General features: G+C 53.2%; 13 protein-coding genes and 1 other annotated feature. Of the genes, 7 read left to right on the top strand and 6 right to left on the bottom strand.

Annotation, left to right across the window (positions count from 1 at the left end):
• Positions 1–219 precede the first annotated feature (219 nt).
• The 3 genes from clpB to rluD form a co-directional block, all read right to left on the bottom strand.
• Positions 220–2,793 carry an ATP-dependent chaperone ClpB gene (gene clpB / locus EKN83_RS08390; protein WP_025759246.1) on the bottom strand — a complete coding sequence of 858 codons (2,574 nt, stop codon included), beginning with the start codon at positions 2,791–2,793 and terminating at the stop codon, positions 220–222.
• A gap of 129 nt (positions 2,794–2,922) precedes the next feature.
• On the bottom strand, positions 2,923–3,654 hold the full coding sequence (yfiH, locus tag EKN83_RS08385) for a purine nucleoside phosphorylase YfiH (protein ID WP_025759247.1): 732 nt from the start codon (positions 3,652–3,654) through the stop codon (positions 2,923–2,925).
• Complete coding sequence (gene rluD, locus EKN83_RS08380) at positions 3,651–4,631, bottom strand: 23S rRNA pseudouridine(1911/1915/1917) synthase RluD (protein WP_025759248.1); 981 nt, start codon at positions 4,629–4,631, stop codon at positions 3,651–3,653. The genes yfiH and rluD overlap by 4 nt, the downstream gene beginning before the upstream one ends.
• 131 nt (positions 4,632–4,762) lie before the next feature.
• On the opposite strand from rluD, the gene bamD reads away from it, so the two are divergent.
• The 4 genes from bamD to pheA all read left to right on the top strand — a co-directional run bounded on the left by bamD (position 4,763) and on the right by pheA (position 7,537).
• The gene (gene bamD, locus EKN83_RS08375; protein WP_023308867.1) at positions 4,763–5,500 is read left to right on the top strand and encodes an outer membrane protein assembly factor BamD; all 738 of its coding nucleotides are present in this window, start codon (positions 4,763–4,765) and stop codon (positions 5,498–5,500) included.
• Positions 5,501–5,768: 268 nt separating this feature from the next.
• On the top strand, positions 5,769–6,110 hold the full coding sequence (gene raiA, locus EKN83_RS08370) for a ribosome-associated translation inhibitor RaiA (RefSeq protein ID WP_008502470.1): 342 nt from the start codon (positions 5,769–5,771) through the stop codon (positions 6,108–6,110).
• Positions 6,111–6,220: 110 nt separating this feature from the next.
• Positions 6,221–6,346: a sequence feature (Phe leader region), on the top strand.
• On the top strand, positions 6,222–6,269 hold the full coding sequence (gene pheL / locus EKN83_RS08365) for a pheA operon leader peptide PheL (RefSeq protein WP_100249759.1): 48 nt from the start codon (positions 6,222–6,224) through the stop codon (positions 6,267–6,269). (Overlaps the previous feature by 48 nt.)
• A 30-nt stretch (positions 6,347–6,376) precedes the next feature.
• Positions 6,377–7,537 (top strand): bifunctional chorismate mutase/prephenate dehydratase, encoded by a 1,161-nt coding sequence (pheA, locus tag EKN83_RS08360; RefSeq protein ID WP_025759250.1) that lies wholly within the window; start codon positions 6,377–6,379, stop codon positions 7,535–7,537.
• On the opposite strand, the gene EKN83_RS08355 is transcribed toward pheA, so the two are convergent.
• From EKN83_RS08355 to aroF, 3 genes are read right to left on the bottom strand one after another with little or no spacing between them, the layout of a single operon-like run.
• Complete coding sequence (locus EKN83_RS08355) at positions 7,534–8,406, bottom strand: SMP-30/gluconolactonase/LRE family protein (RefSeq protein WP_126800665.1); 873 nt, start codon at positions 8,404–8,406, stop codon at positions 7,534–7,536. The genes pheA and EKN83_RS08355 overlap by 4 nt on opposite strands.
• A 60-nt stretch (positions 8,407–8,466) precedes the next feature.
• On the bottom strand, positions 8,467–9,588 hold the full coding sequence (gene tyrA / locus EKN83_RS08350) for a bifunctional chorismate mutase/prephenate dehydrogenase (RefSeq protein ID WP_045286630.1): 1,122 nt from the start codon (positions 9,586–9,588) through the stop codon (positions 8,467–8,469).
• Positions 9,589–9,598: 10 nt separating this feature from the next.
• The gene (gene aroF / locus EKN83_RS08345) at positions 9,599–10,669 is read right to left on the bottom strand and encodes a 3-deoxy-7-phosphoheptulonate synthase AroF (protein ID WP_025759254.1); all 1,071 of its coding nucleotides are present in this window, start codon (positions 10,667–10,669) and stop codon (positions 9,599–9,601) included.
• 214 nt (positions 10,670–10,883) lie between these two features.
• Here aroF and EKN83_RS08340 point away from each other — a divergent pair, with 214 nt between their 5' ends.
• The 3 genes from EKN83_RS08340 to dgcN all read left to right on the top strand — a co-directional run bounded on the left by EKN83_RS08340 (position 10,884) and on the right by dgcN (position 13,161).
• Positions 10,884–11,258: a DUF2799 domain-containing protein gene (locus tag EKN83_RS08340; RefSeq protein ID WP_126800664.1), complete on the top strand. Its 375-nt coding sequence runs from the start codon at positions 10,884–10,886 to the stop codon at positions 11,256–11,258.
• A gap of 201 nt (positions 11,259–11,459) precedes the next feature.
• Positions 11,460–11,948 (top strand): YfiR family protein, encoded by a 489-nt coding sequence (locus EKN83_RS08335; RefSeq protein WP_224753061.1) that lies wholly within the window; start codon positions 11,460–11,462, stop codon positions 11,946–11,948.
• Positions 11,941–13,161 carry a diguanylate cyclase DgcN gene (gene dgcN, locus EKN83_RS08330; protein WP_045286631.1) on the top strand — a complete coding sequence of 407 codons (1,221 nt, stop codon included), beginning with the start codon at positions 11,941–11,943 and terminating at the stop codon, positions 13,159–13,161. The genes EKN83_RS08335 and dgcN overlap by 8 nt, the downstream gene beginning before the upstream one ends.
• Positions 13,162–13,171 lie beyond the last annotated feature (10 nt).

Below are 13,171 nucleotides of genomic sequence, written 5' to 3'. Positions count from 1 at the left end.
CGCTTATTTTCGCTTTTCTCTGCTGATCCGGCGGCGTGTGTGCCGTTGTTCCGTGTCAGTGGAGGCGCATTATAGGGAGTAATTCCGAACCTGCAAGGATAAAGTGAAAATTATTTACTGACTGCTCACTTTCCAGGCAAATCTGACTCCAGACCTCAATTCTCGCCTGGTTTTTAAACAAAAACGAGCCGCAAGCGGCTCGTTTTTGCGTTTTGTGACCTACTGCACTGCCACAATGCGATCGTCGTTGGCTTCCAGACGAATAACTTTTCCTGGAATCAGCTCCCCGGAGAGGATCTGCTGCGCCAGCGGGTTTTCGATCTGCTGCTGGATAGCACGTTTTAATGGACGCGCACCGTACACCGGATCGTAACCATTCTTACTCAGCAGTTTCAGCGCTTCATCGGAGATGTGAATTTCATATCCACGTTCTTCCAGACGTTTATACAGACGCTGCAGCTGAATCTGCGCAATCGACGCAATGTGTTTCTCACCCAGCGGATGGAACACCACCACTTCATCAATACGGTTGATGAACTCCGGACGGAAGTTATGGCTTACCACACCCAGCACCAGATCCTTCATATGGCTGTAGTCCAGTTCGCCGAAACGTTCCTGAATCAGATCGGAGCCCAGGTTCGAGGTCATGATGACAACCGTATTACGGAAATCGACCGTTCTCCCCTGCCCGTCTGTCAGACGACCATCGTCCAGGACCTGAAGCAGAATGTTGAACACATCCGGATGCGCTTTTTCCACCTCATCCAGCAGGATGACGGAATAAGGGCGACGACGCACCGCTTCTGTCAGGTACCCCCCCTCTTCATAACCAACGTATCCCGGAGGCGCACCGACCAGACGCGAAACGGCGTGTTTTTCCATAAACTCGGACATGTCGATACGGACCATTGCATCGTCACTGTCGAACATAAAGTTAGCCAGCGCTTTACACAGCTCGGTCTTACCGACACCGGTCGGCCCCAGGAACAGGAAGGAACCAATCGGACGATTCGGGTCGGACAGCCCTGCACGGCTACGACGAATAGCATTCGATACCGCTTCAACCGCCTCGTTCTGGCCAATCACCCTATTATGGAGATCGTTCTCCATGCGCAGCAGTTTTTCACGCTCACCTTCAAGCATGCGTGCTACCGGAATGCCGGTCCATCGAGCAAGGACTTCAGCAATCTCGGCATCCGTGACTTTATTACGCAACAGACGCATCGTTTTACCTTCCGATTGCGTCGCAATCTCAAGCTGTTTTTCCAGCTCAGGAATTTTGCCGTACTGCAGCTCGGACATTCGCGCCAGGTCGCCCACGCGTCGCGCCTGCTCAATGGCAATTTTTGCCTGTTCGAGTTCAGCTTTAATGGTCTGCGTACCGGACAGGGAAGCTTTCTCGGCTTTCCACTCTTCTTCCAGCTCGGAATACTGGCGCTCTTTATCGTCCAGTTCTTCATTGAGCATATCCAGGCGTTTCTTACTGGCTTCATCAGACTCTTTCTTCAGCGCCTGCTGTTCCAGCTTGAGCTGAATGATGCGTCGGTCAAGTCTGTCCAGCTCTTCCGGTTTCGAGTCAATCTGCATACGAATGCTTGAAGCTGCTTCATCAATCAGGTCGATGGCCTTATCGGGCAACTGACGGTCGGCGATGTAACGATGCGAAAGCGTCGCAGCCGCTACGATGGCCGGGTCAGTGATCTGCACATGGTGGTGCAGTTCATAGCGCTCTTTCAGACCACGTAAAATCGCGATGGTATCTTCAACGCTTGGCTCTGCGACAAACACTTTCTGGAAACGACGTTCCAGCGCAGCATCTTTTTCAATGTACTGACGGTACTCATCAAGCGTAGTAGCACCGACGCAGTGAAGTTCACCGCGCGCCAGCGCAGGTTTCAGCATGTTCCCGGCATCCATCGCGCCGTCCGCCTTACCGGCACCGACCATGGTGTGCAGTTCGTCGATAAACAGGATAACGTTGCCTTCCTGTTTCGCGAGATCGTTAAGGACACCTTTCAGACGCTCTTCGAACTCCCCGCGGTATTTCGCACCGGCCACCAGCGCGCCCATATCCAGCGCCAGTACGCGGCGGCCTTTCAGCCCTTCCGGCACTTCACCGTTCACGATACGCTGCGCCAGCCCTTCAACGATGGCAGTTTTACCGACACCCGGCTCACCAATCAGTACCGGGTTGTTCTTGGTACGACGTTGCAGTACCTGAATCGTACGGCGGATCTCTTCGTCACGGCCGATCACCGGGTCAAGTTTGCCCTGTTCAGCGCGTTCGGTCAGATCGACCGTAAATTTCTTCAAAGCCTGACGTTGGTCTTCGGCTCCCTGATCGTTCACGCTTTCACCTCCGCGCATTTTCTCAATCGCCTGAGTCACATTGGCGGTGGTTGCTCCGGCAGATTTCAGCAGGTCGGTCAAGGTACCGCGTGATTCAAGCGCCGCCAGAACAAACAACTCTGACGAAATAAAGTTGTCCCCACGTTTTTGCGCCAGCTTGTCGCAAAGGTTCAGCACACGCACCAGATCCTGCGACGGCTGCACGTCCCCGCCGGTCCCTTCGACCTGCGGTAAACGGCTCAGCGCCTGATCGATGGCGGTGCGCAACTGGCCAGCATTAATGCCAGCTGACGTTAATAAAGGACGTACCGATCCCCCTTCCTGATTCAGCAAGGCGCTCATTAAATGAAGAGGTTCGATAAACTGGTTGTCGTGCCCCAGTGCGAGGGACTGGGCATCGGCGAGAGCAAGCTGGAATTTATTAGTAAGACGATCCAGACGCATAACTCCTCCCATAACAGGTCAAATTTGCTACTGGAGATTAAATGAGGTCATCCCTCAATTATTCAAGGTTAATGACCTGAATTATGTGAAAAGAAAACAGCACGTGCCGGATCGTCTTGATTCTTTAGGTTATATCAGCCAAATGAAACTTGCCATACGCCCCGTGGTCTTGTCGCGGCGATAAGAGAAAAAATCACCCTTTTCGGTGAAGGTGCAGCGATCGCCGCCGAAAATCTGCGTCACACCAACATTATTCAGACGCTGACGGGCAAGCTGGTAAATATCGGCCAGATATTTATTCCCCGAAGGCTGGAAGGCGTCCACGGCTTGCGGATCTTTTTCCATAAAAGCGTCGCGGACTTCGGGTCCTACTTCAAAGGCACGAGGACCGATGGCCGGGCCAAGCCAGGCCATGATATTGGCGGGATCATCCTTAAAGCAGGCGACAGTCTCCTCCAGCACGCCTTCACACAGACCACGCCAGCCAGCATGCGCTGCGGCAACCTCGGTACCTGCACGGTTACAAAACAGAACCGGCAGGCAATCGGCCGTCATTACGGCACAAACGGTGCCCGGAGTATTACTGTAAGAGGCGTCAGCACGTTTAGAAGCGTAGGGTTCTCCCGTCAACTTCAGTACCGCTTTACCATGAACCTGTTCAAGCCAGACCGGTTTCGACGGCAGGTTCCCTGCAGCAAACAGGCGTCTGCGGTTCTCTTCAACATGTTCAGGATCATCGCCACAGTGCGCACCGAGGTTCAAAGACTCCCAGGCACCCTGGCTAACGCCGCCAGTGCGGGTTGAACTGCAGGCAGCCACGCCTTCAGGCAATGGCCACTCCGGGACAATCAGTTTGGTCATAACCAGTCCACTTGATCCTTATGTTCTTCGAAATCAGCACGCATCGCGTCAATAAGTTCCACCATATCCTGTGGGATAGGCGCATGCCACTCCATCTGAATACCGGTGATTGGATGGTAAAGGCGCAGCATGGTCGCATGCAGCGCCTGGCGATCGAATTTGCGCAGTACGCTGATGAACTCATCCGATGCGCCTTTAGGCGGACGCGGACGGCCACCGTAAACCTGATCCCCCACCAGCGGATGGGTAATGTGTGCCATGTGAACACGGATCTGGTGAGTACGCCCGGTTTCCAGACGCAGACGCAAGCGCGTATGAATGCGGAAGTGCTCCATAATGCGGTAGTGCGTTACCGCAGGTTTACCCATCGGATGTACCGACATATGAGTACGTTTGGTTGGGTGACGACTGATTGGCTCTTCCACCGTACCGCCAGAGGTCATATGCCCAATGGCTACCGCTTCATACTCACGGGTAATTTCGCGCAGCTGCAGCGATTCCACCAGACGGGTCTGCGCTGGAACAGTCTTCGCGACCACCATCAGACCGGTCGTGTCTTTATCCAGACGGTGCACAATGCCCGCGCGCGGAACATCCGCGATGGGCGGATAATAATGGAGAAGTGCGTTAAGTACCGTACCGTCAGGGTTCCCCGCGCCCGGATGAACCACCAGGTCGCGCGGTTTGTTGATCACCAGGATGTCATCATCTTCGTAGACGATGTCCAGTGGGATATCCTGCGGCTCGAAACGGATTTCCTCTTCGATTTCAGCATTGATGGCGACAGCTTCCCCACCTAACACTTTCTCTTTTGGTTTGTCCCAGATCTTGCCGTTTACCATCACGCGCTGGTCAAGGATCCATTCTTTTATGCGTGAACGCGAATAATCAGGGAACAATTCGGCCAAAGCCTGATCTAAGCGTTGACCGAGCTGATTTTCGGAGACTGTTGCGGTGAGTTCTACTCGTTGTGCCATAAACTGCTTCTTCGTTTAACGTTGGGTTTTACGGCTTTGCCGTTTAATATAGTGTGCTATTGTAGCTGGTCTTAATCGGGAGCAGGAACAGAGTTTCTCCCGGACAAACATTTGAGGAAAGTCAAAACGTCATGACGCGCATGAAATATCTGGTGGCAGCGGCCACGTTGAGCCTGGCTTTGGTGGGCTGCTCCGGTTCAAATGAACAGGTCCCTGACAATCCGCCGAATGAAATCTATGCGACTGCACAACAAAAGTTGCAGGACGGTAACTGGAAACAGGCGATAACGCAACTGGAAGCGTTGGATAATCGCTATCCATTTGGTCCGTATTCGCAGCAGGTACAGTTAGATCTCATCTACGCATACTATAAAAATGCCGATCTGCCGCTGGCACAGGCAACCATCGATCGTTTCATGCGTCTGAACCCGACTCATCCTAACATCGACTATGTCATGTACATGCGCGGTCTCACCAACATGGCGCTGGATGACAGTGCGCTTCAGGGCTTCTTCGGCGTGGATCGTTCCGACCGTGACCCACAGCATGCGCGTGACGCCTTCAATGACTTCTCCAAACTGGTGCGCGGCTATCCGAACAGCCAGTACGTGACTGACGCCACCAAACGTCTGGTGTTCCTGAAAGATCGTCTGGCGAAATATGAATACTCTGTGGCGGAATACTATACCCGCCGTGGCGCATGGGTTGCCGTGGTTAACCGCGTAGAAGGTATGCTGCGCGATTACCCGGATACCCAGGCAACGCGCGACGGCCTGAAGCTGATGGAAAATGCGTACCGTCAGATGCAGATGACCGCCCAGGCTGAAAAAGTGGCGAAAATCATTGCTGCCAACAGCAGCAACACCTGATATGACCTCAATGCAAAACGGCAGCCTTCGGGCTGCCGTTTTTTTATTCATTTCTAAGCATCGCTGAAGCGCTTTAGCCTCAACACATCCCGTCAACTATGACCGCAATTTTTGCCTTCCACAAGGTAAATCTCACCTCTTCCTGCCCTGCCTCACAAAAAAGATTCCCTGACAAAAACCGACAAAATAACGTGATCTAAATCACACATTTTGACATTGGGTCGGGTATGCTGGAATCACCAAGACGGAAAGACAAGAGGTAAAATTTATGACAATGAACATTACCAGTAAACAAATGGAAATTACTCCGGCAATTCGCCAGCACGTCGCAGACCGTCTCGCCAAACTGGATAAATGGCAAACACATTTGATTAATCCACATATCATCCTGTCTAAGGAGCCGCAGGGTTTCATCGCTGACGCAACTATCAATACTCCAAACGGCCATCTGGTCGCCAGCGCAAAACATGAGGATATGTACACCGCAATTAACGATTTGATCAACAAGCTGGAACGGCAGCTCAATAAAGTGCAACACAAAGGTGAAGCCCGTCGCGCCACAACATCGGTGAAAGACGCCAGCTTCGCGGAAGAAGTTGAAGAAGAGTAATCCTTTAAATTGAGTGTACCGCCAACGCGCCTTCGGGCGCGTTTTTTGTTTTTTATTGACAGGGTGAAAACAGTACGGGTACTTTAACGATATCAATCACAGGATGACCTTATGAAACTGACACCGTTCTTCTTCGCATTCTTTTTTACCTTCCCCTGAACGGGAGGCGTTTCGTCGTGTGATAAAGAATGCGAAGACGAACAACAAGGCCTCCCACACCGGGGGGCCTTTTTTATTGATAACGATAAAATGAGACAGGCAACACTATGACACCGGAAAACCCGTTACTGGATCTGCGAGTTAAGATCAGCGCACTGGATGAAAAATTACTGGCGCTGCTGGCCGAACGCCGCGCGCTCGCCATCGAAGTGGGTAAAGCCAAGCTGGACTCCCATCGCCCGGTCCGTGATATTGACCGCGAGCGCGATCTGCTGGAGCGGCTGATTCAGCTCGGTAAAGTGCATCACCTCGATGCCCATTACATCACCCGGTTGTTCCAGCTCATCATCGAAGACTCTGTTCTGACCCAGCAAGCTTTACTCCAGCAGCACCTGAACAAAACCAATCCGCACTCTGCGCGTATCGCCTTCCTCGGACCGAAGGGCTCTTATTCTCACCTGGCCGCACGTCAGTATGCCGCACGCCATTTTGAAGAATTTATTGAGAGCGGCTGTGCGAAGTTTGCCGATATTTTCAATCAGGTCGAGACCGGCCAGGCGGATTACGCCGTCGTGCCGATTGAAAACACCAGCTCCGGCGCCATCAACGACGTCTATGATTTGCTGCAGCACACCAGCCTGTCGCTGGTTGGCGAACTGACGATCCCTATCGATCACTGCGTGCTGGTCTCTGGCTCAACGGACCTGAGCAAGATCGAAACCGTCTACAGCCACCCGCAGCCGTTCCAGCAGTGCAGCCAGTTTCTGAACCGCTATCCGAACTGGAAAATCGAGTACACCGAAAGCACCTCCGCGGCGATGGAAAAAGTCGCGCAGGCTAACTCCCCCGCCGTCGCGGCGCTCGGTAGCGAAGCGGGCGGCGCGCTGTATGGTTTACAGGTGCTGGAACGCAACCTGGCAAACCAGACGCAAAACATCACCCGCTTCGTGGTGCTGGCCCGCAAGGCCATTAATGTGTCAGACCAGGTCCCGGCCAAAACCACGCTGCTGATGGCGACCGGCCAGCAGGCCGGCGCGCTGGTTGAAGCCCTGCTGGTGCTGCGTAACCACAACCTGATCATGACGAAACTGGAATCACGTCCGATCCACGGGAACCCGTGGGAAGAGATGTTCTACCTTGATATCCAGGCCAACCTGGAGTCTGCTTCCATGCAGAAAGCCCTGCGCGAACTGGGTGAAATTACCCGTTCAATGAAAGTGCTGGGCTGCTATCCAAGTGAAAACGTCGTGCCGGTCGATCCCATCTAACGTTCGATAAAGCGGCTTTTCTTCATCCCTGCCACGTTAACGGGCAGGGTGAAGATGGCGCCGGAAAGTGGATACTGCGCCACCTCCTGCGCGTCCATATTTTCCCGCGAGGTCGTGATGAACAGCGTTTTCATGTCGTCACCGCCAAAACAGACCATCGTCGGGCAACGTACCGGCATTTCATACTCTTCCAGCTGTTCCCCTTGTGGAGAAAAACGCGCGATACGCCAGCCGTCAAATAGCGCGCTCCAGTAGCAGCCCTCCACATCCATTGCCGCGCCGTCCGGTATCCCCTCGCCCTCTTTAAACTGACGAAACACCTCGCGCCTGCCCGGTTCGCCCTGCGCATCGAGCGGCGTACGGTAAATCACACCATTTGGCGTGTCTGAGGTAAACATCCACTGATTATCCGGGCTAAACGCTAAACCGTTGTGCCCGTGAATATCGCACTGGATCACTTTCGGCGTCAGGTCATTGTCGATACGCATCAGCAGTGCGCCGTTGTAATCCCCCGGTCCCCAGAAGGTTCCCGCATAGAAGCGCCCCTGACTGTCGGTTCCTCCATCATTAAAACGCGCCAACTGCGGATTAGAGGGGTTATCGCACACCTTGCGCTGCAGAAGGCCATGCTTGTCAGCCAGCCAGATGCCAGTGCGCATAGCGACGATAAACCCGCCTCGCTCACGCAGTGCGAAACAGCCCACCTCCTCATGGAAAGAGAGCACGGTATGTTCCGCGGTCGGCAGATGGTATCGGTGGATCTCCCCTTCCAGAATATCCGCCCAGTAGAGTGCGCGCTCTTCTGCACTCCACGTCGGGCATTCGGGCAAATGCCCGGTGTAATTGAACAGCAACTGCGGTTCGGCCATGACGGTTCCCCAAAATGAAAAAAGCCAGCGATGCTGGCTTTCAGTATATACATCATCGCATTACTGGCGACTGTCATTTGCCTGGCGCAATAGCGTGCGGCTCTCACTCTGGAAACGCTGCGCGTAGTCGCCAAACCAGTGTTCGACCTTGCGGAAACTGTCGATAAACGCCTGCTTGTCTCCGTGCTCCAGCAGCGTAATGGCTTCCCCAAATCGCTGATAGTAACGCTTGATGAGCGCAAGGTTGTTTTCGGAGGACATGATAATGTCCGCATACAGTTGCGGATCCTGCGCAAACAGACGCCCGACCATCGCCAGCTCCAGACGATAGATCGGTGAAGAGAGCGCCAGCAGCTGTTCAAGCTGAACGTTCTCTTCCGCCAGATGCAGACCATAGGCAAACGTGGCGAAGTGGCGCAGCGCCTGAATGAAAGCCATGTTTTGATCGTGTTCGACCGCGCTGATGCGGTGCAGCCGCGCGCCCCAGACCTGAATCTGTTCCAGGAACCACTGATAGGCTTCCGGCTGACGACCATCACAGTAGACCACCACCTGCTTAGCCAGGCTGCCGCTGTCCGGGCCAAACATCGGGTGCAGCCCCAGGACCGGCCCGGTATGCGCCGCCAGCATTGCCTGCAGCGGACCATTTTTGACAGAGGCCAGGTCCACCAGGATGCAGTCTTTCGGTAAAGGAGGAAGCTTCCCGATGATCTGCTCCGTCACATGGATCGGCACGCTGACGATAACCATCCCGGCATCTTTCATGAGCTCCGGTGCCTGTGCCCAGTCCTCTTTTTCCAGAATGCGTACCTGATAGCCAGAAAGGGTCAGCATTTTTTCAAACAGACGCCCCATCTGTCCTGCCCCGCCGACAATCACCACCGGACGCAGGGACGGACAGAGGGTTTTGAAACCCTTGTCATTTTCGCTGGAATAGGATTCCCGCATCACGCGACGCAGAACATCTTCAATCAAATCCGGCGAAACACCCAGCGCCTGCGCCTCTTTGCGACGGGAGGCCAGCATGGAGGCTTCGCGCTCCGGGACGTAAATCGGCAGGCCGTATTGGCTTTTTACCTCACCGACTTCGGCAACCAGCGCCATTCGGCGCGCCAGCAGATCCAGCAGCGCCTTATCCACTTCATCAATTTGATCGCGTAATGCGGTCAATTCAGCAACCATAACTAACCTCTTAAGCCAGACGCGCCGCCAGCTGGCCGTTTAAATCTTTATGGATCTCACGCAGCAGGGCATCGGTGGTCTCCCAGCTGATGCAGGCATCCGTCACGGATACGCCGTGCTTCATTGCGCTGCGCGGTTGTTCAGATGATTGATTGCCTTCATGAATGTTGCTCTCAATCATCAGTCCGATAATCGAACGGTTGCCATCTTTGATCTGCGCGACCACGGATTCTGCAACCGCAGGCTGACGGCGGTAATCTTTATTGGAATTACCATGACTGCAATCTACCATCAGTGCCGGACGCAGTCCCGCCTGCTCCATCTCTTTTTCACACTGCGCCACATCTGCCGGGCTGTAGTTCGGCGCTTTACCGCCGCGCAGGATCACATGCCCGTCCGGGTTGCCCTGGGTTTGCAGGAGACACACCTGGCCTGCCTGGTTAATACCGACAAAGCGGTGCGGCATGGCGGCAGCGCGCATGGCGTTGATCGCCGTCGCCAGGCTACCATCGGTACCGTTTTTAAAGCCAACCGGCATCGACAGGCCAGACGCCATCTCGCGGTGGGTTTGTGATTCCGTGGTACGCGCACCAATGGCGGACCAGCTGAACAGATCGCCCAGGTACTGCGGGCTGTTTGGATCCAGCGCTTCGGTTGCCAGCGGCAGCCCCATGCTGACCAGCTCCACCAGCAGGCGACGCGCAATCTTCAGGCCTGCTTCCACATCAAACGAGCCATCCATGTGCGGATCGTTAATCAACCCTTTCCAGCCAACGGTCGTACGTGGCTTCTCAAAATAGACGCGCATCACCAGATAGAGGCTATCGCTGACCTCCTCCGCTAATGCTTTAAATCGACGAGCGTACTCAATGGCGGTTTCAGGATCGTGAATGGAGCAAGGACCACATACCACCAGCAGGCGCGGATCGCGACCGGCGATGATGTCAGAAATGGTCTGGCGCGAGTGCTCAATCTGAGCCTCCTGCGCGACGCTCAGCGGGAACTCCGCTTTCAGTTGATCCGGCGTGATTAAAACCTGTTCGTCAGTGATATGTACGTTGTTCAGCGCGTCTTTTTGCATGATGGCGATCCTGTAAAGCTCGTTTGCGATAGTTGTTTTCCTCAATGAGGTGACACCACGATACCATAAAAAGTAAACATTTCAATCCAAAATACGTACACTTTAATTTACAGAAGCCATTTTATTGCCAATATCAGCCGGTAAAAACGTAAAGATTAAATTACATACGAGCTATCATTTGCCAGGCTATGCTGAAGAAAAAAGGAGAATGGCTATGCGTTCAATTGCTCTTGTGCTGTTGTCGCTGTTGTTATCGGGCTGCCAGATCAATCCTTACACCTTCCAGCCCGACTGGACCAGTCCATCCTGGTTTGATGCAGGTAAAGAGGACGCCATGAACGGCCTGCCGGTTAAAGATAACCAGACCCTGGCCGATAGTTTTAACGATCCACACGTTGATCGTAGTGAATATCTTCGCGGCTATGCCGATGGTCAGAAGAAAATTTGCGAAGAAGGCTTTATTCACGCCTGGGGTTTAGCAGGCAAATCTTTTCCTGCCAGTTGCGATACTGTCGAAAGCGCCGCAAAACTGCATACCGCATGGCAACAAGGAATGGATGAAAGTATGCGTTCCAGCAGACTGAATTAAATCTGTTTTTATCCATCGAAAAATAAACAACAGTAAGATTTAGCTTAGGTCGGCCGGACGCTATTCCTGACATAATGACGGCTTTGATAAACAATGGTATTCTGCCCGCAACTCTTAAGGACATCTATTTCCGGAGCGTTGTGGCGGATTCTGGTGAGAAATTCATTCTTGAACTCTTTGTTCCGACTTACTCTGGTGCTAATGCTGTTCTTTATGGTGGGCCCGGCGACGGCAGGCACGCTCACGGAAACGGATAAATCGGTACGTTCGATTGTCTCAGGCATAGTGAGCTATACGCGATGGCCGTCACTTTCCGGACAGCCTAAACTCTGCGTCTACGCCACCTCTCATTATACTCACGCACTCAGCAGCAATGAGGGGCATAGCGAGTTACCTTATACTCCCGTTATTGTGCGTAACGATCGGGAAGCCCTGGCCGCGACGTGCGATGCTATTTATTTCGGGTCTGAATCACCGGCCAAACAACTTGAATTAATAAGTCAATATCAGGGCAGAGCATTACTTTTAATCTCAGAGCAAAATCCGGAATGTGTAATTGGCAGCGCGTTTTGCCTGATGATCGATCGCGACCAGGTACGGTTCTCCGTCAATCTGGATGCGCTGACGCGCAGTGGCGTTAGAGTCAATCCGGATGTATTAATGCTTGCACGGAATAAGCAGCATGGATAAAGATTTCACTTCAACGCCACGTCCGACGTTTAAAAGAACGTTAAGGCGAAACAGCATGATAAGCGTCATCATCACGATGACGTTAATATGGGTGTTGCTCTGTTTTGCTTCCGTTGTGACGTTAAAACAATACGCGCAAAAGAACCTGGAATTAACTGGCGCAACAATGAGCCACAGCCTGGAAGCCTCGCTGGTGTTCAACGATTCTCTGGCGGCCAACGAAACGCTTGCGGCCCTGGGTAAACAGGGGCAGTTTGCCGTGGCCGAGGTGGTCAACGCGCATAAAAAGCGGTTTGCTTACTGGTCCTGGAACCCGGAGGATAACAACGACACGCTGGGCGCCCTGGTCAGTCGCTGGCTTTTTCCCGTTCCGGTTGCGCAGCCCATCATGCATAACGGCGCAATGGTCGGCGAAATTCGCCTTACCGCGCGAGACAGTCTCATCAGTCATTTCATCTGGATGTCGTTTGCCGTGCTTACCGGCTGCATTCTTTTTGCTACCGTCGTCGCACTCACCATTACCCAGTCTTTGCATCACGGTATGGTGACGGCCCTGCAAAACATCACCGACGTCGTGCATGATGTCCGCACTAACCGCAACTTCTCCCGCAGGGTGAAAGATGGCCGCATCGAAGAGTTTCACCAGTTTGGTGAAGACTTCAACAGTCTTCTGGATGAGATGGAAGAGTGGCAGCTAAAACTGCAGGCCAAGAACGCCCAGCTGTTGCGGACCGCCATGCACGACCCGCTCACCGGCCTTGCCAACCGTGCGGCGTTTCGTAACAGCATTGCAGCTTTAATGAACGATCCTTCAGCCAGAACTAACTCGGCCCTGCTCTTCCTCGACGGTGATAACTTTAAGTTTATTAACGACACCTGGGGACATGCGGCAGGAGACTGCGTGCTGATTGAAGTGGCGAGCAGAATGATGGAGTTTGGCGACAAACGTCATCAGTCCTATCGCCTTGGCGGTGACGAATTTGCCATGGTGCTCTACGGCGTGCACTCTGAGCTTGAGGTTCAACACATTTGTGCTGCGCTTTCGCAGCAGTTTATTCGTCCGTTTGATCTCCATAACGGACAAAAAGCATCAATGTCACTCAGCATTGGCTTTGCTCTGGCGTGGGAAAATGCTTCCATGGAAGCATTACTGGAGAGGGCTGACCGCAATATGTACCAGGTTAAAAACCAGCGTACAAAAACAATAAGTTAGAAAGGATACA

This window comes from Enterobacter sp. WCHEn090032 (assembly GCF_003986875.1).
Classification (GTDB): Bacteria; Pseudomonadota; Gammaproteobacteria; order Enterobacterales; family Enterobacteriaceae; genus Enterobacter; species Enterobacter sichuanensis.
The sequence above is the reverse complement of the archived record's forward strand: the minus strand, read 5'-3'. Positions and strand labels throughout refer to the sequence as shown.